The organism is Actinomadura decatromicini (assembly GCF_008121305.1).
Lineage (GTDB): Bacteria > Actinomycetota > Actinomycetes > Streptosporangiales > Streptosporangiaceae > Spirillospora > Spirillospora syzygii.
Genome location: NZ_VSRQ01000009.1, coordinates 164,897 through 191,830, shown reverse-complemented (window position 1 = coordinate 191,830; position 26,934 = coordinate 164,897). Strand labels below are relative to the sequence as shown.

26 protein-coding genes are annotated in these 26,934 nt (G+C 71.0%); 17 read left to right on the top strand and 9 right to left on the bottom strand.

Features of this window, described 5'->3' with window-relative positions:
- Window positions 1-26 precede the first annotated feature (26 nt).
- The 5 genes from FXF68_RS35440 to FXF68_RS35420 all read left to right on the top strand — a co-directional run bounded on the left by FXF68_RS35440 (window position 27) and on the right by FXF68_RS35420 (window position 5,032).
- The gene (locus tag FXF68_RS35440; protein ID WP_148767177.1) at window positions 27-1,592 is read left to right on the top strand and encodes a (2,3-dihydroxybenzoyl)adenylate synthase; all 1,566 of its coding nucleotides are present in this window, start codon (window positions 27-29) and stop codon (window positions 1,590-1,592) included.
- Window positions 1,589-2,725 (top strand): 3-deoxy-7-phosphoheptulonate synthase, encoded by a 1,137-nt coding sequence (locus tag FXF68_RS35435; protein WP_246179113.1) that lies wholly within the window; start codon window positions 1,589-1,591, stop codon window positions 2,723-2,725. The genes FXF68_RS35440 and FXF68_RS35435 overlap by 4 nt, the downstream gene beginning before the upstream one ends.
- 14 nt (window positions 2,726-2,739) lie before the next feature.
- The gene (locus tag FXF68_RS35430) at window positions 2,740-3,369 is read left to right on the top strand and encodes a DUF2461 domain-containing protein (protein ID WP_148767175.1); all 630 of its coding nucleotides are present in this window, start codon (window positions 2,740-2,742) and stop codon (window positions 3,367-3,369) included.
- 269 nt (window positions 3,370-3,638) lie between these two features.
- Window positions 3,639-4,268 (top strand): RNA polymerase sigma factor, encoded by a 630-nt coding sequence (locus FXF68_RS35425; RefSeq protein WP_148767173.1) that lies wholly within the window; start codon window positions 3,639-3,641, stop codon window positions 4,266-4,268.
- Window positions 4,265-5,032, top strand: coding sequence for a hypothetical protein (locus FXF68_RS35420; RefSeq protein ID WP_148767171.1), 768 nt, complete (start codon window positions 4,265-4,267; stop codon window positions 5,030-5,032). Before FXF68_RS35425 ends, FXF68_RS35420 begins: the two co-directional genes overlap by 4 nt.
- A 34-nt stretch (window positions 5,033-5,066) precedes the next feature.
- Here FXF68_RS35420 and FXF68_RS35415 read toward each other — a convergent pair whose 3' ends face one another.
- On the bottom strand, window positions 5,067-5,891 hold the full coding sequence (locus FXF68_RS35415) for a TrmH family RNA methyltransferase (protein WP_148767169.1): 825 nt from the start codon (window positions 5,889-5,891) through the stop codon (window positions 5,067-5,069).
- A 98-nt stretch (window positions 5,892-5,989) separates the two neighbouring features.
- Window positions 5,990-6,607 (bottom strand): TetR/AcrR family transcriptional regulator, encoded by a 618-nt coding sequence (locus FXF68_RS35410; protein ID WP_148767167.1) that lies wholly within the window; start codon window positions 6,605-6,607, stop codon window positions 5,990-5,992.
- 103 nt (window positions 6,608-6,710) lie between these two features.
- Here FXF68_RS35410 and FXF68_RS35405 point away from each other — a divergent pair, with 103 nt between their 5' ends.
- A complete protein-coding gene (locus FXF68_RS35405) occupies window positions 6,711-7,907 on the top strand; it encodes an MFS transporter (RefSeq protein WP_246179112.1) in 1,197 nt (398 codons plus the stop codon).
- A gap of 118 nt (window positions 7,908-8,025) precedes the next feature.
- Here FXF68_RS35405 and FXF68_RS35400 read toward each other — a convergent pair whose 3' ends face one another.
- Window positions 8,026-9,021, bottom strand: coding sequence for a GlxA family transcriptional regulator (locus tag FXF68_RS35400; RefSeq protein ID WP_246179111.1), 996 nt, complete (start codon window positions 9,019-9,021; stop codon window positions 8,026-8,028).
- A gap of 99 nt (window positions 9,022-9,120) precedes the next feature.
- On the opposite strand from FXF68_RS35400, the gene FXF68_RS35395 reads away from it, so the two are divergent.
- The 9 genes from FXF68_RS35395 to FXF68_RS35355 all read left to right on the top strand — a co-directional run bounded on the left by FXF68_RS35395 (window position 9,121) and on the right by FXF68_RS35355 (window position 16,280).
- Window positions 9,121-9,945, top strand: coding sequence for an NAD(P)H-dependent oxidoreductase (locus FXF68_RS35395; RefSeq protein ID WP_148767161.1), 825 nt, complete (start codon window positions 9,121-9,123; stop codon window positions 9,943-9,945).
- A 243-nt stretch (window positions 9,946-10,188) separates the two neighbouring features.
- Window positions 10,189-10,443 carry a hypothetical protein gene (locus FXF68_RS35390; RefSeq protein WP_222870241.1) on the top strand — a complete coding sequence of 85 codons (255 nt, stop codon included), beginning with the start codon at window positions 10,189-10,191 and terminating at the stop codon, window positions 10,441-10,443.
- 505 nt (window positions 10,444-10,948) lie between these two features.
- The gene (locus FXF68_RS35385) at window positions 10,949-11,512 is read left to right on the top strand and encodes an RICIN domain-containing protein (protein WP_187438271.1); all 564 of its coding nucleotides are present in this window, start codon (window positions 10,949-10,951) and stop codon (window positions 11,510-11,512) included.
- Window positions 11,513-12,305: 793 nt separating this feature from the next.
- The gene (locus FXF68_RS35380; RefSeq protein WP_148767157.1) at window positions 12,306-12,953 is read left to right on the top strand and encodes a DUF4360 domain-containing protein; all 648 of its coding nucleotides are present in this window, start codon (window positions 12,306-12,308) and stop codon (window positions 12,951-12,953) included.
- Between the two features lie 246 nt (window positions 12,954-13,199).
- Window positions 13,200-13,373, top strand: coding sequence for a hypothetical protein (locus tag FXF68_RS35375; protein WP_187438270.1), 174 nt, complete (start codon window positions 13,200-13,202; stop codon window positions 13,371-13,373).
- Between the two features lie 40 nt (window positions 13,374-13,413).
- Window positions 13,414-14,388 (top strand): RNA polymerase subunit sigma-70, encoded by a 975-nt coding sequence (locus FXF68_RS35370; RefSeq protein ID WP_222870240.1) that lies wholly within the window; start codon window positions 13,414-13,416, stop codon window positions 14,386-14,388.
- Window positions 14,389-14,455: 67 nt separating this feature from the next.
- Window positions 14,456-15,055 (top strand): maleylpyruvate isomerase family mycothiol-dependent enzyme, encoded by a 600-nt coding sequence (locus FXF68_RS35365; protein WP_148767155.1) that lies wholly within the window; start codon window positions 14,456-14,458, stop codon window positions 15,053-15,055.
- Window positions 15,056-15,130: 75 nt separating this feature from the next.
- Window positions 15,131-15,541: a RidA family protein gene (locus FXF68_RS35360; RefSeq protein WP_148767153.1), complete on the top strand. Its 411-nt coding sequence runs from the start codon at window positions 15,131-15,133 to the stop codon at window positions 15,539-15,541.
- Between the two features lie 133 nt (window positions 15,542-15,674).
- On the top strand, window positions 15,675-16,280 hold the full coding sequence (locus FXF68_RS35355) for a DedA family protein (RefSeq protein WP_148767151.1): 606 nt from the start codon (window positions 15,675-15,677) through the stop codon (window positions 16,278-16,280).
- Between the two features lie 124 nt (window positions 16,281-16,404).
- On the opposite strand, the gene FXF68_RS35350 is transcribed toward FXF68_RS35355, so the two are convergent.
- Together FXF68_RS35350 and rox are read right to left on the bottom strand one after the other, a co-directional pair.
- Entirely contained in the window at window positions 16,405-17,991 is a 1,587-nt protein-coding gene (locus tag FXF68_RS35350; protein ID WP_222870239.1) for a N,N-dimethylformamidase beta subunit family domain-containing protein, read from the bottom strand.
- 289 nt (window positions 17,992-18,280) lie between these two features.
- Window positions 18,281-19,717: a rifampin monooxygenase gene (gene rox, locus FXF68_RS35345; protein WP_148767149.1), complete on the bottom strand. Its 1,437-nt coding sequence runs from the start codon at window positions 19,715-19,717 to the stop codon at window positions 18,281-18,283.
- A 105-nt stretch (window positions 19,718-19,822) separates the two neighbouring features.
- Between rox and FXF68_RS43455 the strand changes: the two genes are divergently transcribed.
- The gene (locus tag FXF68_RS43455; protein ID WP_222870238.1) at window positions 19,823-20,032 is read left to right on the top strand and encodes a hypothetical protein; all 210 of its coding nucleotides are present in this window, start codon (window positions 19,823-19,825) and stop codon (window positions 20,030-20,032) included.
- A 91-nt stretch (window positions 20,033-20,123) separates the two neighbouring features.
- On the top strand, window positions 20,124-21,113 hold the full coding sequence (locus FXF68_RS35335; protein ID WP_148767147.1) for a sulfotransferase family protein: 990 nt from the start codon (window positions 20,124-20,126) through the stop codon (window positions 21,111-21,113).
- Window positions 21,114-21,127: 14 nt separating this feature from the next.
- Here FXF68_RS35335 and FXF68_RS35330 read toward each other — a convergent pair whose 3' ends face one another.
- The 4 genes from FXF68_RS35330 to FXF68_RS35315 all read right to left on the bottom strand — a co-directional run bounded on the left by FXF68_RS35330 (window position 21,128) and on the right by FXF68_RS35315 (window position 26,916).
- On the bottom strand, window positions 21,128-22,039 hold the full coding sequence (locus FXF68_RS35330) for a glycoside hydrolase family protein (protein WP_148767145.1): 912 nt from the start codon (window positions 22,037-22,039) through the stop codon (window positions 21,128-21,130).
- 125 nt (window positions 22,040-22,164) lie between these two features.
- Window positions 22,165-23,199, bottom strand: coding sequence for a TolB-like translocation protein (locus tag FXF68_RS35325; protein WP_148767143.1), 1,035 nt, complete (start codon window positions 23,197-23,199; stop codon window positions 22,165-22,167).
- A complete protein-coding gene (locus FXF68_RS35320; protein ID WP_425458653.1) occupies window positions 23,196-24,383 on the bottom strand; it encodes an MFS transporter in 1,188 nt (395 codons plus the stop codon). Before FXF68_RS35320 ends, FXF68_RS35325 begins: the two co-directional genes overlap by 4 nt.
- A 79-nt stretch (window positions 24,384-24,462) precedes the next feature.
- Window positions 24,463-26,916 carry a LamG domain-containing protein gene (locus tag FXF68_RS35315; RefSeq protein WP_148767139.1) on the bottom strand — a complete coding sequence of 818 codons (2,454 nt, stop codon included), beginning with the start codon at window positions 26,914-26,916 and terminating at the stop codon, window positions 24,463-24,465.
- Window positions 26,917-26,934 lie beyond the last annotated feature (18 nt).

The window sequence follows — 26,934 nt, the reverse complement described above, 5'->3', positions numbered from 1 at the left end:
GCGGCACGAGCCGTGAGGAGGAACCGATGATCGCCGGATGCGTGCCCTGGCCCGCGGAGACCGCCGAGCGCTACCGCGCGCTCGGCCTGTGGACCGGCCAGACCCTCGACGTCCTGCTGTCCGCTCATGGCGAGCGCACCGCCCTGGTCTCGGGCTCCACCCGTCGCACGTACCGGGAGCTCGCCGAGCGCGCCGCCCGCCTGGCCACCGGATTCCACGGCCTCGGGCTGCGGCGGGGCGACAGGGTGATCGTGCAGATGCCGAACACGCCGGAGCTGATCGACACGCTCTTCGCCCTGCTGACGCTCGGCGCCGCCCCGGTGCTCGCGCTGCCTCCGCACCGGCGGGACGAGATCGGCCACCTGGCCGTCCACACCGAGGCCGCCGCCTACGTCATCCCCGACGTCCATCAGGGCTTCGACCACCGCGAACTGGCCCGGCAGGTCCGCGGCCCGCGGCATGTGATCGTCGCCGGGGAGCCGGAGGAGTTCGAATCGCTGGCGTCGCTCTACGCCGAACCCACCGAGCTGCCACCGCCCGAGCCAGGCGACGTGGCCTTCTTCCTGCTGTCAGGCGGCACCACCGGACGCGCCAAACTGATCCCGCGCACCCACGACGACTACATGTGCAACATCAGGCTGAGCGCCGACAACGCCCGTCTCGGCCCCGACGACGTCTACCTGGCCGCACTCCCCATCGCGCACAACTACGCCCTCGGCTGCCCCGGCGTGCTGGGCACCTTCTACGCGGGCGGCAGCGTCGTGCTCAGCCCGACGCCGAGTGTCGGCGACGCCTTTCCCCTCATCGAGGACGAGCGCGTCACCGTCACCGGCCTGGTCCCGTCGCTGGCGCTGCTGTGGGTGGACGCCGCCTCATGGAGCCCGCACGATCTTTCAAGTCTGCGCCTCGTCCAGCTCGGCGGCGCGGGCGTCAGCCCGGACCTGGCCCGCGACGTCGGACGACGGCTCGGCCCAGTGCAGCAGTCGTTCGGGATGGCCGAAGGGCTGCTCAGCCAGAGCCCCCCGGACGACCCGCCCGAGCTGCTGACCAGCCTCCAGGGCAAACCGCTCTCGGCGCACGACGAGGTCCGCATCGTGGACGAAGCGGGCGACGATGTGCCGCCCGGAGAGACGGGAGAGCTGCTCGTCCGCGGGCCGTACACGATCAGGGGCTACTTCCGAGCCGAGGAGCACAACGGCCGAGCCTTCACCCCTGACGGCTTCTTCCGCACCGGCGACCTGGCCCGCCGTACCGAGACCGGCCACCTGGAGATCCGCGGCCGCGTCAAGGACGTCATCAACCGCGGCGCCGACAAGGTGCCCGCCGACGAGGTCGAGGAGCACCTGCTGGCCCACCCGGACGTGCGGGCCGCCGCCGTGGTCCCGGTGCCCGACCCCTACCTCGGCGAACGCACCTGCGCCTACATCGTCGCCCGGGACGAGCCCCCCACCCTCAGGACGGTCGCCGCTTTCATGCGCGAACGCGGCGTGGCCGACTACAAGATCCCCGACCGCGTGGTCGTCGTCCCCGGCCTGCCGCTCACCCCGGTCGGCAAGGTCGACAAGGCCAGACTCCAGAAGACGTCGCCGTGATCAGCGGGACCGCGCAGCAACCCGACTGGGGCGACCCGGCGCTGCTCGACCACGTCACCGACGAGCTGCGCCGGATGCCGCCGCTGGTCAGCCGGGCGGAGTGCGACCGGTTCAGCCAGGCCGTCGCCCGTGTCGCCCGAGGCGGGGGCTTCCTCCTCCAGGGCGGCGACTGCGCCGAGCGCTTCCGCGAGTCCGGACCCGCCGACGTGCGCGCCAAACTCGCCCAGCTCTACGGCCTGACGGAGGTGATCCGCTCGGCCTCCGGCCAGGCGGCCGTGCCGGTGGGACGCCTGGCCGGCCAGTACGGCAAGCCCCGCTCGGCTCCCTACGAGCGCACCGCCGACGGCGCCGTCGTCCCGTCCTACCGCGGCGACGCCGTCAACAGCCCAGCCGCGGACGCCCGTCGCCCCGATCCCACTCGGCTCCTGCGCGCCCACCGGTGCGCCGAGCGGGTGCTGCGGGTCGTGCGCGATTCCTGGACGGGTCGGTCGCCGCTGGAGCGGGCCTATGTCTCCCACGAGGCGCTGCTGCTCGACTACGAGCGTCCGCTGGTGCGCGGCGACTACGCGTCCTCGGCGCACTCGGTGTGGATCGGGGACCGCACCCGCCAGCCCGACGGACAGCACGTCGCCTTCGCGCGCTCCGTCGCCAACACCGTCGGCGTCAAGATCGGACCCGTCATCAGCCCGGCGCAGGCCGTCCAGCTCAGCCGCCTGCTGAACCCCCACGGCGACGACGGCAGGCTGCTGTTCATCGTCCGGCTCGGCAGCACCCGTGTGCGCCGCCTCCTGCCCGAGATGGTGGCGGAGGTCGGCAGGCGGGGTAGGCCGGTCGTGTGGCTGTGCGACCCGATGCACGGGAACACGATGCGAATCGGAAAGGGCCCCAAGACCCGGCTGATGGAGGCGATCCTGGACGAGATCGTGGCGTTCGTCCGCGTCATGCGGGCCCATCGAAGGCACCCGGCCGGACTGCATCTTGAGATGACCCCCGAGGACGTCACGGAGTGCACCACCGCGCCCGCCCCGTTCCGGCCGCCGCCCGAGCTGCCGCACTACCGCACGGCCTGCGATCCCCGGCTGAACGCGGCGCAGGCCGCCGAGGTGGTCGAGCGCTTCGCCGCCCTACTCTGAGGAAGGAAGGACCGATGGGCTTCGACGGCATCCCGCGCAAGGCGTTCGACTTCTACAAGGAGCTGGAGGCCGACAACACGCGCGAACACTGGCACGCGCACAAGGCCGACTACGACAGCGCGGTCCGCGAACCGATGCAGACCCTCCTGGACGAACTGGAGGAGGAGTTCGGACCGGCCAAACTCTTCCGTCCCCAGCGCGACACCCGGTTCAGCAACGACAAGTCGCCCTACAAGACGAACCAGGGCGCCACCATCGGCGACAAGGGCCCCGCCGGCTACTACCTGCAGCTCGGCGCCGACGGCCTATTCGTCGGCGGGGGCTTTCACGCCTTCACCTCGGAGAGCACCGCCGGATATCGGGCCGCCGTCGCCGACGACAAGTCGGGCCCCGAGGCGCAGGCGATCGTGGACCGGCTACGCGAAAAGGGGTTCTCCCTGGTCGGCGAACGGGTCAAGACCCAGCCGCGCGGCTACTCGGCCGATCACCCACGGATCGAACTGATCCGGTACAAGTCACTGGGCGCCGAGAAACGCATCCCCAAAACGAAGGCCACCGGGCGGGACGTGCTGCCCACCGTCCGCGACACCTTGCGCGACCTGCGCCCTCTGGTCGAATGGCTCTCCACGCACACCGAGACGTGAAACCCTCCTGCACGCGTCCGGCGGCGGTGCGCGCCGCCCGACGAGAAGAATCTTCGGTCGCCGTTCCCGTTGATCTTGAGTTCGGCCCTCTAACAGGTGACGGTCCGAGCGCGCGCCATTCCGGGCGCCCGCACGGGCCGAGACCGAACGGGTCGGAGGGATGGACGTGTGGACGATGGTCGCGGCGGTGGCGCCGGTGCTGGGCGCGGTGATCGGGGTGGTCGACGGCCGGTTACAGGCCCGGCGGGATCGGCGGCGGCGGGCCGGTGATGAGTGATGAGCACGACCGGGAGGCCGCGCGCCGCCGCGTGCCCGACCCGGCCGCCGACGGCGCCGACGTGCGGGCCGCGCTGGCGGCGACACGGCGAAGCTTCCTGGACTTCTTCGACGCGGAGTTCTCGTCGGTGGTCAGGTTCGTGATGCGCGACGGCGCCGGAGTCCACGATGCCCAGGACAGTGCCCAGCACGCGTTCGTGCAGGGCTGGCGGATGGCGCGGGAGGGCCGATGGGATCAGATCGACCAACCGCGCGCCTGGATCCGCACGGTGGCGTTGCGCCATCACCGGGCCCGCGATCGGGTGGAGATTCCCGTCCGGCATATGCCCGAGACGGCCGTCCCGGGCGCGGGGCACGCCGAGCTGACCGGCCAGGCCCGTGACCTGGTGGCCGCACTGCGCCTGTTAGACCACAACACCCGGATGGTGCTGGCCCTGCACCTGGACGACATCCCCACCCAGGCCATCTCCGCGCACCTGAGCATCTCCGAGCAACGCGTCCGGGACTTGCTCAAGAGGGCCCGCCGTACGCTCAGGAAACACCTGACCGCGCCACCGGGACGGCCTCCGCGACCTGCGGACAGCACCGAACCCGCCGGCCACGAAGGGAGGCACGGGCAATGAGCGTCTTTCCGCCACGCCGCCGGGACGACCCGGTCCCCCCTGACGATGAGCCGACCCGCAGCGACCTCACCGACGTCGAACTGGACGCCGCCCTCGCCGCCGGCGATATCGAACTGCTCGACCATGTGCGAGCGCATTCCAACCCGGCGGCCGTGCTGAGCGCCCTGCTCGACGGCGGTCCCACTAGTACCTCATGGGACGCGGCCGCTCCCCCGTCCAGGCGCACCGACGCCTCGCCGCCCCGGCCCGCGCTGGCCGCCGAGCGCATCCTTGCCCGCAGCCACGCCCGCGACCTCGTCACCCTGATCGAACGCGCTTGTGGTCGCGTCCCCGCCTTCAACGGTGGCGTCTCCCTCGTCCTCAGCCGCGCACGCATCATCGCCCTCACCCTCGTCCACATCCTCCAACTCGTCCGTGCCCTCGGCGAGCTCCACCGCGCCCGAGAACTCCATCAAGCACTCTCCCGTGCCTTCGCACTCACCGGTGCCGCCGAACAGGATCGCGTCCTCGAACAGGCCCTCGACCTTGCCCGGGGGCTCGCCCGCGACCTGGCGGCACGGCCGGTGGACGCCTCCGGCGCCGACTTGACCGCCGTGCGAGTGTCCGACCTGGCGGTGCTGGACGGGGTGGTGTGGGACGAGGACACCCGCTGGCCGCTCGACCTGCGCGAGCGGATCGTCAGCCGCTCGGAGGAGATCGCCTCCGGCGTCTACCGGGTGCGCGGCGGCACCGAACGCGACCCGCACGCGGTTCCCGGACGGTGACGCTCACCGCCCCGTAACGGCCGGGCGCGGGCGTTCAGGGGCGGTGGCCGCGTTGGCGGACGGCCTCGTACAGCGCGACCGTGGCGGCGCTGGCGGCGTTCAGGGAGCTGACCGCGCCGCCGATCGGGATCCGCGCCATCGTGTCGCAGCCCTCCCGCCAGCCCGCGCTCAGCCCGGCGGTCTCGTTGCCGATCACCAGCAGCACCGGACCCGTCAGGTCCACCTCGGCGATGTCGTCGGTGCCGTTCTCGTCGGTGCCGACCACGGTGAGCGGCCGCCCGGCGGCGCGTTCCAGCCGCACCCAGTCCAGCACCTCGCGGTGGGAGCGGACCCGGACCACCGGCACCGCCAGCAGCGACCCGGTCGAGGCGCGCACCGCCTTGGGGTCGTAGGGGTCGGCGGCGTGCCCGGTGACGATCAGCCCGGCGCCGCCGAAGGCGTCCAGCGAACGCACCATCGTGCCGATGTTGCCGGGCCCGGTCGGCCGGTCGAACACCACGCCCAGCGTCGACGGACCCACCGCGATCCGCGACAGGTCGTCGTCCGGCAGCGCCACCACCGCCACCAGCTCGGGAACGTCCTGCTCCTTGCCGCTCAGCTCCCGCAGCAGTTCGGGCGCCATCGCCACCCGCTCACCGCCGGCTCGCTCCAGCATCTCCGCCGCCCACCGCGACGGGGGCCGCCCGGCGTCGTGGATCAGCGCCCGCACGGGCCAGCCGCGCTCCACCGCCAGGCTGATCGGCCGGACGCCCTGCACCAGGAACTCCCCGGCTCGCTGCCGCTTGTTCCGGTTCCGCAGCAGCGCCTCCCACTGCTGGAACCGCGCGTTGGGCCGCGAGATCCGCAGCACATCCCCCACCGGCGCTCCAGTCCTCGCTTCTCACCCGACGAACGGCCAAGTCTTCCACAACCGATCTGGGCAAAGGTCGCCTGGCAGCCGAGTCTGCGCGGGACTGCTCAATGTCCCGGACGGTCCGGCTCGGCCGGCGCGGGGCCCAGGGCGCCGATGGCGAAGTCGATCGCGGCGGCGAGCCGCCCCGCATCGTGTCCGGCGCGTTCCCGGACCCGCAGCCCGAGGACCGTGGTGAACAGCAGCTCCACGGCTGCGTCGAGATCGAGGTCGGGGGGCAGTTCGCCGGAGCGGCGGCCCTCGTCGAGCAGTGAGCGCAGGGCCGACCGGGTGACCTCGAAGGCCGCCTCGGTCCGCGCCCTGATCTCGGCGTCGGAGGTGCCGAGTTCGGTGGCGGTGTTCACCACCAGGCAGCCCGGGCCGGGCTCGGCGTCGGCGGCGCAGCCCACCAGCCACAGCAGCCAGTCGCGGAGCGTCTCGCGGACGGGCCGGTCGGTGACCGCCAGCCGTTCCTTCGCCTGGAGGGACTCGGTGGCGCGGTAGTGGTCGAGGGCGCGCAGGAACAGGGTGTGCTTGTCCTCGAACGTCCGGTAGAGGCTGCTGGGCGTGAGGTGGAGCTCGGCGCCCAGGTCGCGGACCGAGGTGGCGGTGTAGCCGCGGTGCCAGAACAGGTCGGTCGCGCGGGCGACCGCCTCGTGCTCGTCGAACTGCCGGGGTCGTGCCATGCCCCTCACCCTAGCCGACTTGTGGAGCGATCGCTCCCATACTAGAGTCCGGCGAAATATGGGAGCGATCGCTCCCGAATGGGTTCTCCCCGTGGAGGTAGACGTGACGACGACCGAGCCGACCGTCCGGGACGTCCGGCAGGAGCCGGAACCAAGCCGGTGGGCGGCTGTGGCCGCCGTGGCATTGGGCACGTTCCTGCTGGTCACCGCCGAGCAACTGCCCATCGGGCTGCTCACCGACGTGGGTTCGGCGCTGCGGGTGTCCGAGGGCACCGCCGGACTGATGGTGACCGTGCCCAGCCTCGTCGCGGCGGTCGCGGCGCCGGTGGTCCCGGCGCTGGTCGGCGGGCTGGACCGGCGGCTGCTGCTGCTCGGCCTGATGGGGCTGATGACGCTGGCCAACCTGGCGTCCGCGCTGGCGCCCGGCTTCACCGTGCTGGTGGCGTCCCGGGTGCTCGTCGGGGTGGCGATCGGCGGGTTCTGGGCGGTCGCGGGCGGGCTCGCGGTCCGGCTGGTGAACGGGGCGCACGTGCCGCGCGCCACCGCGATCATCTTCGGCGGGGTCGGCGCCGCGAACGTGTTCGGCGTGCCGATCGGCACGCTGATCGGCGGCCTGACCGGGTGGCGGACCGCGTTCACCATCCTCAGCGTGCTCGCGCTGCTCGCGCTGGCCGCCCTGCTCGCCGTGCTGCCGCCGCTGGCCGCGTCCCAGGTGATGAGCCCGCGCCTGCTGGCCCGGCAGTTGCGCAACCCCGGCGTGCGGATCGGCATCCTGGCCACCTTCCTCCTGGTGACCGGTCATTTCGTGGCGTACACCTTCGTCAGTCCCGCCTTGCAGCGGCTCTCCGGGATCGACGCGCGGCTGGTCGGGCCGCTGCTGTTCGCGTTCGGCGTCGCGGGCATGGTCGGCAACTTCGCCGCCGGCGCGGCGCTGGCCCGCCGGACGCACCGCACCGTGCAGATGATCACCCTGACCCTGGCCGTCGCGATGCCGCTGTTCGTGCTGCTCGGCCGGGGGACGATCGGCGGCATCGCGCTGCTGATCGTGTGGGGCCTCGCCTTCGGCGGGGTGTCGGTCGGACTCCAGTCCTGGATGATCAAGGCGGCGCCGCGCGCGGTGGAGGCGGCGTCCGCGCTGTGGGTGGCGGTGTTCAACCTGTCGATCGGGCTGGGCGCCCTGGTCGGCGGCGCCGTCCTCGACTCGCTCGGCCTGACGGGCCTGCTGTGGATCGGCGGCGCCGCCGCCCTGGTCGCGGCCCTCGCGGTGTGGACCGCACGAGGCAACACCGACCTGCGTTGACCGCGACCCGGACCGGAACCGCACGGCCGTACGCGGGGTCTCCCGGCGCACCTTCGCGCGGACCCGGTCTGGGCTGTGGGAGCCGCCTCCAAACCGCACGGCCCTTCGTCCGCCGAGGTCAGGGCCCGCGGAAGGTGGCGCGGTAGGCGGACGGCGGCACGCCCACCGCGGCGTGCAGATGCTGGCGCAGCGACGCGGCCGTCCCGAACCCGGCCCGCTCGGCGACCCGGTCGACCGGCAGGTCGGTCTCCTCCAGCAGCCGCCGCGCCCGCTCCACCCGCTGCGCGCTCAGCCACACCTGCGGCGACACGCCCGTCTCCTGCCGGAACCGGCGGGTGAAGGTCCGCACGCTCATCGACGACGCCGCCGCCAGCTCCGCCAGCGTCACCGGCCGGTCCAGGCGCTCCAGCGCCCACGCCCGCGCCGCGCCCGTCGACGGCGCCGCCGGTCCGGGCGCGGGGTCGGGCACCGGGCGGGCGATGAACTGCGCCTGCCCGCCGTCGCGGTGCGGCGGCACCACCGTGCGGCGCGCCACGTCCCCCGCCACGGCCGCGCCGTGGTCCCGGCGGATCATGTGCAGGAACAGGTCGATGCCCGCCGCCTCGCCCGCCGAGGTCAGCACGTCCCCCTCATCGGCGTACAGGACGTCCGGGTCCACTCGCACGCCCGGGAACATCGCGGCGAACCGGTCGCAGGACAGCCAGTGCGTCGTCGCGCGCCGTCCCTCCAGCAGCCCCGCCGCCGCAAGGACGAACGCGCCCGTGCAGATCGACGCCACCCGGGCACCCCGACCGGCTGCGGCCGCCAGTGCCGCCGGGACCGGGCCGTCGCCGGGACGCTCCTCGTCCAGCACGTGCGACGCCGGGACGATCACCGTGTCCGCCTCGGCCACCGCGTCCAGGCCGCGAGGCACCCGAACCGCAAAGTCGGCCGCCGCCGCGACCTCGCCCGGCCGCACCGCGCACGACGCCACCGTGTACAGCGGCGCGCCGTCCGCCGACCGCGCCTGCCCGAACAACTGGTGGACGATCCCCAGCTCTAGCGGCAGCACTCCGTCGCGGACCAGCACCGCCACCCGATGCGCCTTGGTCTCCCCGCCGCGCCCGCCGTCCATGGCCCGATCCTTACACATCGCGGCCTGCGGGCCACTCGTGCCGCGGCCCGCCCGCCCGGCAGCATCGAACGCCTGGACCGACCGGAAGGAGCCACCGCCATGAACGTCCTGTGGGTCTTCGCGCACCCCGAGCCCCGCTCCCTCAACGGCGCGCTGCGCGACCACGGCGCCGCCACGCTACGGAGCCTCGGACATCGCGTCCGCCACTCAGACCTGTACGCGATGGGCTGGAATCCGGTCGTCGGCCCTGCCGACTTCGGCCACGACCCGCGCGACCGCCTCGTCGTCGGCGCCGCGTCCGAACGCGCTCATGCGGCGGGGACGCTCGCCTCCGACATCCGCGCCGAACACGACAAGATCGCCTGGGCGGACGCGCTCGTCGTGCAGTTCCCGCTGTGGTGGTTCGGGATGCCCGCCATCCTCAAAGGCTGGTTCGACCGCGTCTTCGTCCAGGGTTTCGCCTTCGGCGTCACCGACGACCAGGGCCGCACCCTGCGCTACGGCGACGGCGGCCTCGCCGGGCGCCGCGCCCTCGTCATCACCACCGCCGGTGCCCGCCCCACCGGCCTCGGCCCGCGCGGGGTCCACGGTGAGGCGGAGGACGTTCTGTTCCCGCTACTACACGGCACCTTGTTCTATACCGGCATGGACGTCCTGCCGCCCCTGGTCATCGCCTCCGCCGACCGGGCCCGTCCGATTGACCACGCCGCCGCGCAAACGGCCCTGGACGACCGCCTGCGCGACCTGCCCACCGCGACGCCCATCCCGTACAGGGCCGAACTCGGTGGCGATTACGATGCCGACCTCGTCCTGCGCCCGGACTTGGCTCCCGCCCGCACCGGCCTCACCGTCCACCGCACCGACACGTCGGCACAGCCCGCTCCAGGCCCGGGGCATGTCCCGCACCGCACCAGTGCGGCTTGACCCCACCGGGCGCAACGCTTTCACCGACGCGCCGGTGATTCGGCGAGGCAACCAGTGTTGGCGTTGAGTCGGGCGGTGCCGTCGCCGGACGCCATCACCGATCGGTCGGTGACGATGGTGTTCCCGTCGCCGTGCTTTCGTCAACAAAGTTGAGGAGTTGCCCAGTGGTTCTGGAGATCCGCACCTACCGCCTCAAGCCCGGGGCCCGGGCGGAGTTCGTCCGAATCATGCGCGAGAAAGTCGGTGCCGCTACTGCGACGGCATGGCATCGACGTGGTCGACTGCGGCGCATCCCTGGTCGACGAGGACGGCCACGAGGAGGCGTATCTGATCCGCGCCTTCACCTCGCTGGAGGCCCACCGGGCACAGGAGGACGCTTTCTATGCCAGCGCGGAGTGGCGGCAGGGGCCACGGGAGGCGATCGTCTCGCGCATCGACAATTCCCACACCATCGTGATCGAGGCCAGCGAAGAGACCGTGGAAGCCCTGCGCCGTTAAGGGCAGAGACCACACGTCATCACCGCCGACCCGGACGTGGCAGAGCGTCGCGAACAAGGCAGCGCACGACGACGCGTACAGCGCCTTCGTCGGCTGGACGATCTGCTCGGCACGGAGGGGGGTCTCGCTGTGAACGTCCGGGAACGGCGACTCACGGCCGCGCTCAGCTCGCCGACCGACGCCACGCTGTCCATGGGACGGAGACGGGCCCCACACCGACATGCGTCGGCCGCGCTCCGCGGCAACCTCCGGGGCAGCACACTTTGCCTTCCGTATCTCGGACGAGCACAAGGTTACTTTCCTCCAAATAGGGGCACCCGAATTCACTGCCATTAGCGAATCATAACTCGTTCCATTTTACGAGTTACGCGAAACGCCAATATGTGTCAATGATAGAGCCTGACCGATGCCTGACCAGGGAAGGTCAAGAGCGACTGCCGCCCACCGAAAGGCACCGAGCGTCCTACCCGACGACAGAGTTCGCTCCCAGAAAGGAACGTCGGGAATGAGAACGCTCACCACACGGGGACGGGCCGCGGCCGGATCGATGGCCGCGGTCGCCGCCGCTGCGCTGCTCGTCGGCGCCTCCGCGCCCGCCCACGCAGCGAACCCCACGTTCATCAGCGGTTTCCTGAACCCCACCAAGGTCATCGACGTGGAGGGCTGGTCCACACAAGACAGGGGCAGGGTGCACTTGTGGGATCTCCGCCATACCGACGACGTGAGAAACCAGCGGTGGTTCGTCGAAAAGGTCGGAGTGCTCAACGGTCACGATGTCTTCCGCTTCAGGAACGCCCTGTCAGGGAAATGCCTGGACAAGTCCGAAGACACTCCCAACGGCAACGGGAACGCCGTCTACCAGTACGCATGCCATGACGGCAACAACCAGAAGTGGGAGAAGATCCCGTTCGGCAACGACCCCTGGACGCAGCTCAGGAACGTCGCGGGCGGCCGTTGTCTCGACATCGAGGGCCCCAGGTGGGAGAACGGCAGAACGATCCATGTCTGGGACTGCTACGGATCGGACGGAAAGCCGGCTTGGAGCCAGCGCTGGAACATCAACCCGTGACCGACTCCCCGTGACACTGCGGTAGGCGACCGAAGGCATTCCTCTTCGCCGAACCCGAACGGAACACCGCGCCCCGACTCACCGCCACCCTTCCAGCCGGCGACGGGAAGACCGGGGCGCGGCCCCGTCAACTCCGCAAGTACACGCGGGACATCTCGATTTTCCGGGTCAAGCAACCGAACGCGCGTCCAGCGCTTCGCCGACACCGTGGCCACGACGATCGCGCCGCCCACCGAGCGTCCCAGTGAGCTGACGTTGTGCCGGTCCTTGGCGTCGCCACTCTCGTCCCCCGACGCACCCAGGCGGCCCCCATTCACGGCACCACCTCGCACCCTGCCGCTTACACGAGCACGTCGAACACGTCCAGCCGCACTGTAATTGTCGCGAAGAAGCCTTCGAAGTCGACTGAGTACAGATCCCCTGATCAGAAGCTCCGGCAAATGGGCCCGAAGCTCGGCGGGCCGACCGTTTCCGGCCATTTCCAGACGCGGTAACGGCTGGTCACGGCCGTCCAGAACGCCGGAACGCCGATTGGAACGATGCTTTGTCAAAAACAGGCGTTGACGTTCGATAATCGATGATCAAGACGACCGGCGCGCAGCTCACCTAACAATAGAGATCGACCATCGAGTTGAAAACCCATACATTGACATTTCTTAACGGTTGAAGTTACCCTTCCTTCAAGATCCTGGACACGCCATTGATGGGGCCCTCTCAATCGCGACATCCAGCACCGCGTCTTCAATCACCAGAGACGAAGAACCGCCCGACCACACCAGAACAGAGGTTTCGCATGCGTAAAGGGATCGCCTTTTCGGCCGCCGCCGCGCTCGCGGTGATCGCGGGGTCCGCCACCCCCGCGGCCGCGTCCGACGAGTACCTCGAACACGGGCCCGACGGAGTGACCATCACCGTCGCGACGGTCAACGGCAGCGGATGTCCGCTCGGCACCGCCGCGATCGCCCTGTCGGAGAACAACGACGCCTTCACCATCACCTACAGCAAGTACTTCGCGCAGGTAGGCGGATCGTCCCTACCCACCGACGAACGCAAGAACTGCCAACTCAACCTCAAGGTGCACGTCCCCCAGGGCTTCACGTACGCCGTCTCGTCGACCGACTACCGCGGCTACGCCTCACTCCGCGAAGGCGCGAGCGCCACCCAGCTCGCCAGTTACTACTTCCAGGGCAACAAGGACACGAGGGCGTACTCGTATCCCATTGCCGGTCCTTTCAAGAAGAACTGGCAGAACTCCGACACGGTGAATGTGGCGCAGCTCGTATGGTCGCCGTGCGGTGAGCAGCGAAACTTCAACATCAACACCGAACTGCGAGCGGACCTGGGAACGTCGAACCCGTCGGATGTCAGCTACGTCAGCATGGACTCCACCGACGGCAGCATCAAGACGACCTACCACTACGCCTGGAAGGTCTGCAAATAGTTTCGAGAGGGTACCTCTCCGTTCGGCGAAACACTCACCGCCCCCGGACGGAGAACCATTTGGGATCTCAACGGCGAACGGCTCCGACCGCCCCACCCGCAAACGCGATGCCGCCCGTCGGTCTGATCCGGCCCAGGGATGTGCGACTGGACGAGGTGCTGGCCTGCCTACCGCAGGACCAGCACCTCCCCATATTCGCCCATCTGATTCGACCCGTTCGACGTCCTCGACCGGACGGCCGGGCGCGTGATCTCGCTGTTCGGCCTGGTCCTCACGGTCGCGACCATCGAGCTGCAGGTCCGCGCGGTCGAGGAGCCCTACCTGCGGCGCCTGCACGCCCGGGACTACGACCGCTACGCCGCCGAGGTGGGCCGGTTCCTTCCCGCTCTGGGCCGCCACCACCCGATCAGTGGAAACTAGCCTGTTGGATGGGCATGGCAGTCGGACGAGGGGGTGGCCGGTGCGGGAAAGCGAGTTGGCGATCGAGGAGTTGGAGGCGCTGCGTCTCCCGTTGACCGGCTACTGCTACCGGCTCCTCGGTTCCTCGGCTGACACCGATGACGCGGTTCAGGAGACGCTGATCCGGGCGTCCGCCAAATGGCAGCAGTACGACCCGGGCAAAGCCGCATTGAGCACGTGGGTCCACCGGATCGCCACCAATGTCTGCATCGATATGCTCCGCGCGGCTAAGCGACGGGCATTGGTCATGAGCGCGGAGTCCGCTGGACCGGACCTCGGCCCTCCGCTCCCGCCGGAGATGTGGGTGGAGCCGATCCCGGACTCGCGTGTCCTGGCCGGCCAGGATCCCGGCGAGGTCGTCATCGGACGGGAGTCGGTCCGCCTGGCGTTCATCGCGGCGCTCCAGCACCTCGCTCCACGGCAACGGGCCGTCCTGGTGCTCCGGGACGTCCTGGTGTTCTCCGCGCAAGAGACGGCCGACATCCTCCAAACCACGGTGCCCGCCGTGAACAGCGCGTTGCAGCGCGCACGCGCCACATTGGACGCCAACCGCCCCGACCCATTCGACGTCTACGACCCCGAAGACGCCGCGCAGCGGGATCTACTGCATCGGTATGTGGCGGCTTTCGAGTCCCATGATGTCGCCGAATTGACCGCGGTGATGCGCGACGACGCGACGACCTCGATGCCGCCGTTCCGATGGCGGCTGGACGGCGGCCCCAAGATCGCCGCGATCACCGGGTACAGCGACTCCTGCGCGGGCGCGCGCCTCGTCCCGTGCGGCATCAATGGCGGCCCGGGCTTCGGGCAGTACCGGCCAGGCGACGACGGAGTCCTGCGTCCGTTCGCGCTCATCTCGGTCGACCTGCGGGACGGCCGGATCGCCCGGCTGGTCACGTTCCTCGGCACCGAGCACCGGTTCACCGAGTTCGGCCTCCCCGAAACGCTCCAACCCCCGGGTCGGCGCACCGTGTGACCGATGAGTTCCCGCCCGCCGCGTCGTACAAGCCGATGAAGGCCAGACGACGCGGAAGGACATCCCGATGGGAACAGCCACAACCGACCTGACCAGCGAGATCCACGCAGAGCGCGAACGGCTCGCCGGTCTCCTCTCCGCCCTCCCGCCGGAGCAGTGGGACGCGCCGTCGCTGTGCGACGGCTGGCGGACCCGCGAGGTGGTAGCCCACATCACTATGCCGTTCCGGACCAGACCGCTCGGGGTGATCGCGGGCGTGGTGCGGGCCGGGTTCTCGTTCAACAGGTACGCCGACCGGGACGCCCGCTCCACGGCGAAGGCGATGAGCGAGGCCGAACTCCTCGACCTCCTCCGGCACAACATCGAGCACCCCTGGCGGCCGCCGGGCGGCGGAGAGGCGGGCGCGCTCAGCCACGACGTCATCCACGGCCTCGACGTCACCGAACCACTCGGCCTCCCCTCCCCACCACCCGAGCGCATCGCGCTCGTCCTGGCGTCGAGCGGCCCCCGGCAGCTGAGGTACTTCGGCGTCGACCTGGACGGGAAGCAACTGACCGCCACCGACTCCGACGTCTCCGTCGGCGAAGGCCCCACGGTCGTGAAGTCGACCACCAAAGAGATCCTGCTCGTGGTCACCGGACGCCGCCCTCTCGCCAAGGCGGACTGACGTTTCCCCTAGCGTGACGTATCCACGCGCGGCCCGTCCTACCGCGGTTGCGCACAAGGCTGAGAGGAGCTCGCGATGGTCCGCCGCTGGAGTCCCGCGGAGATAGGCGCGCCGGTCGGGCAGTACAGCCACCTGGCGTCCGTGCCCGCGTCCGCCGAACTGCTGTTCGTCTCCGGGCAGATCGGCGCCCTGCCGGACGGCACGCTCGCCGGACCCGGCGCGGCGGAGCAGACCGCCCAGGTCTACGCCAACATCGGCGCCGCTCTCGCCGCCGCGGGCTCCGGACCCGCGCACCTGGTGCGGCTCTTCACCATGGTGGCGGGCCGTGAGCACCTCGCCGACTCCAGGCGGGGCAGGGACGCGACGTTCGCCGACTGGTTCCCGGACGGCGACTTCCCCGCCCACTCCCTGATCGTGGTCGACGCGCTGGCCGCTCCGGAGATCCTGGTCGAGGTCGAGGCGGTCGCGGTGGTGCCCGCACCCTGAGCCGGCTCCTCTCGCGCCCGGCTGGCAGACCCGACCAGGTGTGGGTTAGAGGAGGGCTCGGTGGGCGAGATACCAGCGGGTGGGTTCCGGGCGCTGAGGGCGTTCAGGGAGCCGGGACGGAGGCGCGCGGGTCTTGTTCCAGTCGGTCGTGTCGTGGGTGTCCGGCTTGTCCGGGCCGGTCATCTACGCGGTCGTCGCCGGGCTCGTGTTCTGCGAGGACGCGCTGTTCTTCGGCTTCGTCCTGCCCGGTGAGACCGCCGTCGTCCTCGGCGGGGCGCTCGCCGCGCAGCACAAGGTCTCGGTCGTGCCGCTGGCCGCGATCGTGGTGCTGGCGGCGATCGCCGGGGACTTCGTCGGGTACCAGATCGGGCGCCACGCCGGGCAGCCGATCCTGGAGACCCGTCCGCTCCGCCGCCACCACGACCGCGTGGACGCGGCCCGCGACCTGATCCGGCGCAGGGGCGGCGTCGCCGTCTTCGTCGGACGGTTCGTCGCGTTCTTCCGCGCGATCATGCCCGCCCTGGCCGGGGTCTCGGCCATGCCCAGCCGCGTGTTCCTGCTCTACAACGCCGCCGGAGGGCTCGTCTGGGGCGTGAGCTTCACCCTGCTCGGCTATTTCGCCGGGCACGCCTATGCCCGGATCGAGCACGTCGCGGGACGCATCAGCGCGATCGTGATCGCGGCCGTGGTCGTCCTGGCGGTCGTCATCTGGCGGCTGCGCGGTCACCCGCAATCGTGATCGCGGCCGTGGTCGTCCTGGCGGTCGTCATCTGGCGGCTGCGCGGTCACCCGCACCGGAAGCGCGATGGGAACGATCGTTCGGGGACGGATTCCCGGTAACCGTTCACCTGGGGCACCCCGACTCAGCGTCCACTGGCCGTGAGTTTGTAGTTGGGCTGGGACGGGTGCGCCCGTCCCAGCGGCCCTTCGGCCATGGCGCGGACGAGCGTCTCGCTGACCTGGGTGACGAACCGCCGCCCCGCCTCGGTGATCCCGTGTCCGCAGGCCGGGCCGCGCATGGCGCAGACCCAGCGCATGGTGCCCGTCGCGAACACGCCCGCCCCCTGACGGTTGGTGTAGTAGGAGGCGTGCGCGACGGCCGACCGGTTCCCGCAGGAGATCGGCGAGCTGGCGACGATCTCCAGGGTGCCGGGGGTGGGGCCGCCGCGGTTGAGCGCGTCGGCCTCCGGTCCGACGACGCCGGGGAACCGCGTCCCGGCGCGGACACCCGTGCCGCGGAACAGCCAGAAGTCGGGCCGCGAGACGGTGAACGCGCCCTCCGCCGGAAAGCACATGTACTGGATGCCGATGAGATCGCTCTCCGGACGCGGCATCGGCGGAAGCCGCCAGTCCTGGGTCGACTCGGCCGGGTCGGTCCGCGCGACGGGATCGGTGCCGGAGTCCTTGTAGCAGACCACGAGCCGGTTCGCCCCGAGCGGCGTCGCGCCGAACCGGATGTGCCGGTTCACCGCGTTGGCTCCGAGGAACGCGATGTTGACGCCCTGGTCGCGGGCCCGCGTGGCGCGCTGCCGCATGGCGGACGACCAGTACTCGTCATGCCCCAGGGACAGCAGACCGCGCGCCTCCTTGAGCAGGCCCGGGTCGGAGTGCAGGTCGTTGTCGGTCGCGTACGCCAGCGGCACGCCCGACTTCTCGGCGAGCGCGATCGCGGGCTGCTCGTACTGCATGAACTTGCCCGCGCCGTTGCCGTCGTAGGGACGGTCGAAGCTGACCGCGCTCGCCCGGTCGTTCTCCCCGCCTGACGGCCCCTTGTACAGGTCGTAGCCGCCCCACATGTTGTACGCCTGCCAGGTGGTGGTGCCGTTCAGCACGACGAGGCGTCCCGCCGCGCTGGGGGAACGGACCGTCATGGGCACGTACCGCTGCGCCCCGGACGCGGCGGTCAGCATCATCAGGTAGCTGCCCTCGGGCCACCCCTCGGTGGACACGGTCAGCGACGGCCGCCACGGCGCCGACACCGTCCGGGACGCCGGGTCGACGCGGGCGCTCCCCTGCCGGACGCCCGGATACGTCCCGGACCGCCACACCCGCCGGGCCTGCGCCCCGCCGTACCAGCCCATCCGGAACGCCTGGACGCTGAACCCCGGCGTCGTGGTCGACACGAACAGCCGGAACCGTCCGCCGGGCAGCACGCTCACGTGATCGGCGTAGCCCTCGATCTCGTGCTCGGCTCCCTTGTGGCGGCGTTCGATCCGCCAGTCCGCGTCGCCGTGCTTGGCGTTCTCCGCGACGGCCGCCGTCTTCAGCGCCCCCTGCTCGTCGGGGTCGCGGTCGTGCGACCCCGACGAGCAGGCGGCGGCCAGGAACAACGCCAGGACGAGGACGGGCATGACCCGCCCCGGCAGCGCCCGGCGCCGCACCGTCGCGGGACGCCTGTCCCCGACCCGGCGTCCGCCGGGATCGATCCCGCCGCGCGCACGGCTTCCCACAACTACTCCCCCGGTGATCATCGACTTCTGCGAGATTCCTCCCCGCCGCGGGGGTCCGAAAGCCACAGCATCGACCAACGCACCCGAAACAGATGGTCATCGACGCAGGTCCTGCGGTTGGCGCTTTCCCCGCACGTAGGCCGGTTTCGGCCGCCCCCCTCGCCACGTCCAAAGCGCCTCCCGCAAAGCCCCGGACGGGCGGTGAGACCGCCCGTCCGGAGCCGCACAGGAGCCGAAGAATCACAATTCCGATTCTTTGTGCGATCCCTTTCCAGTCAAAGAGCCGAGATCAGCCCTCGCGTTCGCCGAACCAGCGGGAGAGGTGGCCGTCCAGTTCCTTCTGGTCGTCTCCGATCCAGGCGACGTGGCCGTCAGGGCGTAGCAGGACGCACGGAACGTCCAGCGCCGCGGCGGGCTCCGCGAGGTAGTCGACCCGGTCTGCCCAGCCGCCGACCGTGAGGCGTTCGGTGCGGTCCAGCAGCACGCCCCGTCCGCGATGCATCAGACCGTAGAGGCTGCCTTGTTTCAGCTCGACGTCGCGCAGGCGGCGACCGAGCAGGTCGGGGCCTTCGCCGAAGTCGTAGCGGACGCCGATCGCGGTGATCTTCTCGATCAGGTGGCGGTTCACCTCCTCGAAGTCCATCAGTTCGGTGAGCAGCCTGCGCACGGCCCGCGGGCCCGGTTCGAGGGACAGGAGTTCCGCCTGGGCGCGGGTGTTGTCCAGCACCTCCTCGGCGACCGGATGGCGTTCCGACTGGTAGGTGTCCAGCAGTTTCTCCGGCGCCCAGCCGCGGATTCGCGCGGCCAGTTTCCAGCCGAGGTTGAACGCGTCCTGAACGCCGAGGTTGAGGCCCTGGCCGCCGATCGGCGGATGGATGTGCGCCGCGTCGCCCGCCAGCAGGACCCGTCCGACCCGATACCGTTCGACCAGCCGGGTGGCGTCTCCGAAGCGGGACAGCCAGCGCGGGGAATGCACGCCGAAATCGGTTCCGGCGATGGCGCGCAACTGCCGCTTGAAATCCTCGAGCGTGGGCGGTTGCGCGCGATCGCTGACTCCCTCGGCGGGGACCACGACGCGGTAGACCTCCTCGCCGAAGGGCGCGAAAATGAACGTCCGGTAGGTCTTGCGGACGTCGGCCACCTTGGCGGCGATCTCCTCCCGCGGAGCTCCCACTTTCAATTCGCCCATCAGCGTCTCGGTGCGGGAGGGCTCGCCGGGGAAGCCGACGCCGAGCAGTTTCCGCACCGTGCTGCGCGCGCCGTCGCAGCCGACGAGATAGCGCGAACGCAGCCGTTCCCCGTCGTCCAGTTCGACGGTCACGCCGTCGTCGTCCTGCTCGAAACCGGCCACCGCGCAGCCGTGCCTGACTTCCGCCCCCAGTGCGATCGCGTGTTCTTCGAGCAGGCGGACGATGACCGGCTGCGGGATGCCGAGCAGATAGGCGTGCGCGGAGTCCAGGCTCTCGGGCGCGGGTTTGTCGATGGCGGCGAAGAATCCGCCCGCCGGGCGCCGCCTTCCGTGTGGGAGGACGCGGTCCAGCAGGCCGCGCATCGCCAGCAGTTCGAGGCTGCGAATGTGCAGACCGACTATGCGGACGAACGACCCGGGCTCGGTGTCCTTCTCCAGGACGAGGACCCGCACATCGTGCAGCCGCAGTTCGGCGGCCAGCATCGCGCCGGTCGGCCCGCAGCCGACGACGATCACGTCGTAGTGCAGAGAGTGCATAGATGGTGCCTTTCGGGAGTGCCTTGTTGTCGAGGCGCTCCCGGCGACACCTATGTCGATCGCCGACCATGACGGGAACGAGGAGCACCCACGTCGATAGCGTTCATGGGTCTCACCTCCTCGGACGGCGTCACGGCCAACGGCAAGCTACAAGCCCGGCCACCGTCCCGTCCAACCTTTTTCGCCGAGGCGGCTCGGCGGGCCCGCGAAGCCGGATGCGAACGGCTGCACGTCGACTTCGAGGACGCCCTCCGGCGGTTCTCCGTCGACGCCTGCGGCTCCGACCCGGCACCGGCAGGTCTCATCGCACTGTGACCCGGCCTGCCGGGTTTGCGAACCCAGGAGTATTCCCTACTTAATTGGTATATATAGTTCTATCACTGCCGAGGTCCACGGGGAGGACGCGATGGCTCTGCCGGACTTTCTGGTGATCGGTGCTCCGAAGGCCGGGACGACCGCGCTGCACGCGGCGCTGACCGGTCACCCTGAGCTGTACCTGTCGGAGGTGAAGGAACCCAAGTTCTTCCTCACCGACGGCGCGCCGCCGACGCGGGGCGGGCCGGGCGACGCGCAGACCTACCGCGAGCACGTCTGGCGCAAGGCGGACTACGAGGCGCTGTTCACAGGCGCCCCGCCCGACGCGCTGCGCGGGGAGTCGACCCCGTTCTACCTGTACGACCGGGCCGCCCAGCGGCGCATCAAGGAACTGATCCCGAAGGCCCGGCTGATCGCCGTCCTGCGGGATCCGGTGGAGCGGGCCCACTCCAACTGGACGCATCTGTGGTCGGCCGGGCTGGAGCCCATCGACGACGTGGTCCGCGCCTGCGAGGAGGAGGAGAGGCGGATCGACGCGGGGTGGGCCGCCTTCTGGCACTACGTCCAGCTGGGCCGGTACGGCGAGCAGTTGGAGCACCTGTACGGGTTGTTCCCCCGCGAGCAGGTCCTGGTGTTCCGGTATCGCGAGCTGCTGGAGCGCCCGGGGCCGACGCTGGACCGCATCTGCTCGTTCCTGGACGTCGAGCCGGGCGTCCTCACCGAGGTGCCGCGAGAGAACGTCACGGTGCATCCCGGCCGGACGGTGCGGCACCGCGTCCTGTCGCGGGCGCTGCGGACCGGCGTGGCGGCGGGCGCGGCGCTGCCCGGCGACCTGTCCGCCCGGGTCACCGCGCCGCTCGAACGCGCGCTGCAGCGCAACGGGCCGTCCCGGCGGCCGCTGACCTGGGAGCAGCGCCAGGCCCTCATCCCCCTGTTCGAGGACGACATCAAACGGCTGGAGGAGGTCACCGGCGAGGACTTCGGCGACTGGCTGGAGCCGAAGGCTGCGTCCGGCGGACGGGTGGGCGCGAGGCCGAGCGGGCAGCGCCAGGCCCGCAACGGTCGTCCGCGTTCACGCTGACGACGCGGGACGGGTCAGCGCAGCTCGGTCCGCAGCTCGTGTGCTCCATCGGCGCGGGTCACCTCGTAGAACAGGCGGAGGCGGCCGTCCTGGGTGGGCAGGAAGTCCAGGTAGCGGAACCCGCCGCCGTGATGGGGCGAGAAGGCCCACGGGTCGGAGCCGACGGCCGAGAGCGCGGCGGGGTCGTCGCCGATGGCGAAGCCGGTGCGCTCCTCGAAGTTCTCCGCCGCGTTGGCCCGTCCGTCGTAGGCGGCCACGATCCCGTCGGCGGTGAAGCGGACCGCGCTGACCCGCACGCCCCGCGCGTCCCAGTGGCCGGGACGGGGCGTGAGCGCCGTCCCGTGCCAGACCCATTCCAGGCCGTCCGCGCTGGTGGCGTACTCGGTGGTCATCTGGTCGGCCTCGGCGGGGACGGCCAGCGGATGGCACGAGGCCCACAGGTGCCAGCGGCCGCCGTGCCGGACGATTACCGGGTCCTTCACGCCCGTCTTCTCGTCGCCGGGCAGCACGACCCGCCGGTCGCGGGGGCTGAACCCGTCCGGGGCGTCGGACTGGAGCACCTCCACGCGCCAGTGCTTGGTGCCCGGCGTGGCGCAGCTCAGGTAGAGCCGCCAGGTTCCCTCCGGCGTCCGGACGAGGGTGGGCCGCTCCAGCGACTCGGCCTCCATCGCGTCCTTGCTGATCACCGACAGCGGCTCGAAGCGCTCCCCGTCGGCGGAGCGGGCGACGACCACCGCGTACCCGCGTCCCTTCCCGATGGGCCGGCGCAGCCGGTAGGCCAGGTAGATCCATCCTTCGCTCTCGACCGCGCTGGGCGCTCCGGCCCAGTACCCGTCGCCGTCGCCCGGCGGTTCGACGACGACCACGGAACGGTCCGGACGTGGAAGCAGCGCGGCGACCCGCCGGTCAAATTCCCCCAATTCCATGTCGGAATAATAGGGCACGACGCTCCGGGTCACACGTCCGCCGTCCGGCGCGTCCGGCCCGCTTCCGGATCAAGCCAGGTCAGCCGGGGCGGCCGGGCAACTTGGCGCCTGACGAACCCCCTGGTCTACACGCGGCGCTGGGCGTGGCCGTTCGAGCGGACGGTGGGCGAGTCGGCGTCCGGGATGAGCAGGCGCGGCGGGGTGCCGCGCAGGGACGTCACCCAGACGTCGGCGTTGCGCCCGCCCGCGCCGCCCTTGGGCACCGCGTACATCACGTCGTCGTCGTCGAGCCACGCCGCCTGGTCGTCCACGCTGCGGGTCTCCGCGAGCGGGGTCTCGATGCCGGTCGCCAGGTCGAGGACGTGGAAGCGCCACACGTCGGAGTTGGACCCGGTCCGCTTCTTGTAGACCAGCCGCCGGCCGTCCGGGGACAGCGACGGGCATTCGACGTTGTCGCGCACGGCGGTGAGGGTGCGCCGCCCGATGTCGCCTTCGACGAGATATCTGCGGTTCTGGGTGGCCACGGTGGCGAAGAAGCGTTCTCCGCCGGGGACGAACGTCACGCCCCACACGTTGCGGTCCACATTCTGGGTCGGCTGGCCGTTCAACAGGAACGTGAATTCCTCGACGTTGCCGACCGGGTCGCCGCCGACCCGGCCGATGACCGTTTCGGTGGAGAAGCCGTCGGAGAGATAGGAGTGCCCTGTGACGAAGGTGGTCGTGGCGTAGTAGCGGCCGTCCGGGGAGACCCGGGCGCGGCTCGGGATCCCGTTGACGGGGACCTCCTTGCCGGGCCGGAACCGTCCGTCCAGGAGGACGGCGGAGTAGAGGTGCATCGGGTTGCGCGTCTGGCGCAGGCAGAGACCGCCCTTGGGCGAGGCGGCCGTCCGCTCGCAGCGGGTCGAGAGGACGGTGCGCTCGCGCCGCACGTCGGCCGCCGGGAGGACGGCGATGTGTCCGAACGCGGGTCCCGGGCGCAGCGACCGGAAGACGACCTGGCGGCCCTCCGGCAGGTCCGCCGAGCCGCCGCCCTCTCCGCCCGTCGTGCTCGCGCGCAGCGCCGAGGAGGCGACGCAGCTCGCCGCCACGGCCATGACGAGGACGGCGATCCCCAGCATGATCCTGCCGTCGTTCAGTCTGCGCGGGTCGAGGCGGATCATCGGACCTCCGTTCGGCGGACGCGGGCTCGCGCGATCAGCGGCGCCGCCGCGAGCAGGGCGGCCGTGAGGGCGGCGGCGAAGGCCCACACGGCGGCGTCGCCGTCGGCGGCGGACCAGACGACGCCGAACGCCACCGCCCCGAGCGCCCGGCCGGCCGCGACCGCCGCCTGGACGATGGAGATGCCGGTCGCGGTGAGTTCGGCGGGGAGCAGCGGCGCGGCGGCCGCGGGCAGGACGCCGTCCGTCGCCGCGTAGTAGGCGCCGAGGAACACCAGGCACAGCACGGCGCCGGAGGCCCCGCCGGTGAGGATCGCGGCGAGGTACGCGCACAGCAGCAGGCCGTACCCGAAGGTGAAGACGCGGTGCCTGCCGAACCGGTCGGAGACCCGGCCGAACGGCACGGCCAGGGTCAGGTAGACCAGGCTGGTGCCCAGGAACAGCAGCGGGAACCAGCGGGTCCCGACCGAGTCGTTCCGCAGCAGGACGAGGTAGAGGAAGCTGTCGCTGATCGTCGCCGCGGACAGGACGGCCGCCGCGCCGAGCAGCCGCCGGAACCCGGCGATCCGCAGCAGGGCCGCGACGTCCTCAATGGAGATTGCCCGCGCGTCCGGTCGCTTCTCCGGCGCGTCAGCGGCGGCCGTGCCGCGCCGCGTCTCGCTTTCCGGGACGCGGTTGACGAACAGCAGCACGCCCAGGACGCCCGCGCAGAACGAGACGACGAAGACCATGTCGAAGTCCCCCGGCGCGAGCGCGAGGAGGCCGAACGCGACGACCGGGCCGAGCAGCGCGCCGGTCGCGTCGAGGGCCCGGTGCACGCCGAAGGCCCTGCCGAGCCGGTCCGGCGGGGCCGCCGTGGCGATGAGCAGGTCGCGCGGCGCGGTCCGCAGCCCCTTGCCCATGCGGTCGACGGCCACCGCCGCCGACAGCGCCCCCGCGCCGCCCGCCGGGAGCAGCAGCAGCTTGGCGGCGGCGCCGAGGGCGTAGCCCGTACCCGCCATGAGCTTCGGACGGCGCAGCCGGTCCGCGAAGAAGCCGCCGACCAGCCGCATCAGAACGGTCGCGGCCTGGTAGAGGCCGTCCAGCAGCCCGTACGCCGCGGGCGTGAGCCCGAGCGCGAGGGTCGCGAACAGCGGCAGGACGACCGTCACCATCTCGGTTGAGATGTCGGTGATCAGGCTCACCATTCCGAGGACGACCACGACCCGCGGTACCCGGACCGCCGACCTCGTCCCCTGCGGAATGCCTCGTACCGATATGTACACGTCAGCCGGTGCCCGGAAGCGGCTTGTCGGTGGCGAAGGCTCTCAGGACGTTCCCGGTGATGGTGGAGATGTCGTTGTCGTAGTGGTTGTAGAACAGGCAACCGGACCAGGCGATGGAGCTGGCCGAGAAGACCGCCCCTCCGTGCGGGTACTGGGTCAGGGCGACGTCTCCGCGGACGAGCCAGTTGACGGTGCCGCCTTCCATGAGGTTGGCGGTGTTGTTCTCCTCTTTGACGAACATGTACTCGTCGCCGAAGCCGGTGCCCGAGCCCAGCACGATCGTGTTGTCGGCGGTGCCGAGGGCGTAGTCGGCGCGGTCGAGTTCCTCTCCCATGGGACCGCCCGGACTCTGCAGGGTGTCGAAGTCGCCGATGGGACCCGTGGCCTTGACGCCGTCGAAAACCCAGGCGGCTCTCGGATCACGGCTCTCGGCCGAGCGCTCCAGGGGCCGGTTGTAGAGACCGGTGCCGAGGCGGGAGCCGAAGCTCTGCGCGGTGAAGCCGACGCCGACGAGCTGCTGCGGGGGCCGTCCGCGGAACCGCCACAGCCCGCCGAACTCGCCGGTGAGGTCGTGGTAGTACTCGCCAGGCGCGCTCTGCCAGGCTTCGGTGCCGTCGTGGCGGCGCAGCTCGGTGTAGTTGCCGGTGCGGTCCAGCGGGGTGACCCAGTAGAAGCCGTTGCCGCCCAGGTACATCAGGCGTCCGCCGTCGTTCAGCCAGCCCTGCAGGGCGTCGAGCATGGGCTCGGACGTGTACTCGGGATGGCTGCCGGTGACGACGACCTTGTAGTCGTCCAGCAGTTTCCTGCCCTCGCGATGCAGGTCGTGGTCGGTGATGTAGTCGACGTTGTGGCCGGTGGACTCCAGCCAGTCGAAGATGTGGGTGTCCGCCTCGAACTGCCACGGTCTGCCCTGCCCCTTCGGGCCGGTGGCGAGCGGACGCAGGTTGGTGATCGGGCGGAGCCCCGACGAGTAGACGACGCCGCTTCCGTCGGAGTGCCGGGAGTACTGGCTCAGCCCGCTCTGCAGGCTGCCCGTCCAGCCGTAGGCCAGGTAGCTGAACGTCGGGACCAGCATGGCGATCTTCGACGTGGGCTTGCCGCGCTTGGGCCGGACCACGAAGGTCGCGTGGTAGACCTGCCCGTTCGCCTCCAGCTTGGCCGCGTAGACGCCGCTGCGCGCGTCGGCGGGCACCCGCCAGGTGAAGCTCGGCTTCCATGCGGCGTCGCTCACGTCGTCGTCGTGGAAGTACATCGCGCCGTACTGCCCCGGCGCGCGTGTGAAGTTCTGCTCGTCGGCGCGCCAGTTGTGGCCGGTGACGGCCCGCACCGGCAGGTTGACCGCGCGGCCGCGCAGCCCGTTGCCGGACGTGTCCACGACCTGGTCGGTGCCCATCTTCTTGGAGAAGTCGAAGGCCGCCGCCGCTCCGGAGGCCGGGCCGCCGAGCCGCAGGGCGCGGATCTCGCGGTCGTCCAGCGCCCGGTCGAACACCCGCGGGGCGTCGATCTTGCCGTTGTAGAACCCGGTGGGCCGCCGGTCGGCGCCCTGGTAGGCGGCGATCAGCAGCGGGGAGGCGGCGTTCTTCAGCCCGTGGGCCCCGGTCGACCGGGTGACGACGGCCTCGGAGGTGTTGGGACGGCCGCTCAGCGGCTGCTGGTACAGCTTCACCTTCCCGGTCCCGGCGTCGTAGGAGACGGCGGCGAAGTACCAGCCGGACGAGTTGACGTTCTGCGGCCGGACGGTCCCGCCGGGCTCGACCCCGCGCAGCGCCGGGGCCCACGGCTGGAGCTTCACGCCGCTGCTCACCGTATGGACGTTCCCGGACCGGTCGGCGATGCGCAGGCCCAGCCCGCCGTCCCGGTCCACGACCATGCCGTATCCGGCCTTCTCCGCGTCCGACCACTTGGTCACGATGCCCTGCACCGCTCCGGTGACGACCGGGGTCCGCTGGTAGGCGATGGGGTTGAGCTTGGAGCCGGGGACGGTGGTCGGCGCGATCCACGCCGTGATGGTGAAGCTTCCGTCCGGCCGGAGCTCGTCATCGTCGGGGACGGTCACATACGAGCCGGGCGGTAACGTCTGATATTGGCCCGGGTACTCCTTGTTGACGTCGGACGCGATGACCTGCTCCTTGAGCCCCGGCCCGCGCGGGTCCGCGTCTCCGTGCACCACCCGCACCATCGTCGCCCGGAACGACGGGCTCTTCGTGCTCGCCATGATCTTCACGGACTCGCCCGGCTGGACGCTCAGCCGGTCCGGGTATCCGCTGATTCCGAGGCTGTCCAGTTCCTGCTGGGGCGTCCTCGGGTCGACGGGAAGCGGCGGCGGATCGACCTTCGGGGTCATGGGCCATTCCGCCGCGGCCCCGACGTCCGTGGCCAGCGGACCCGACCCGCCGACCACGGCGACGAACAACGTGATCAACAGGGCCGTTCCCATGCGTTTGCGCGCGAACACTCGATCACCTCTCCGTCG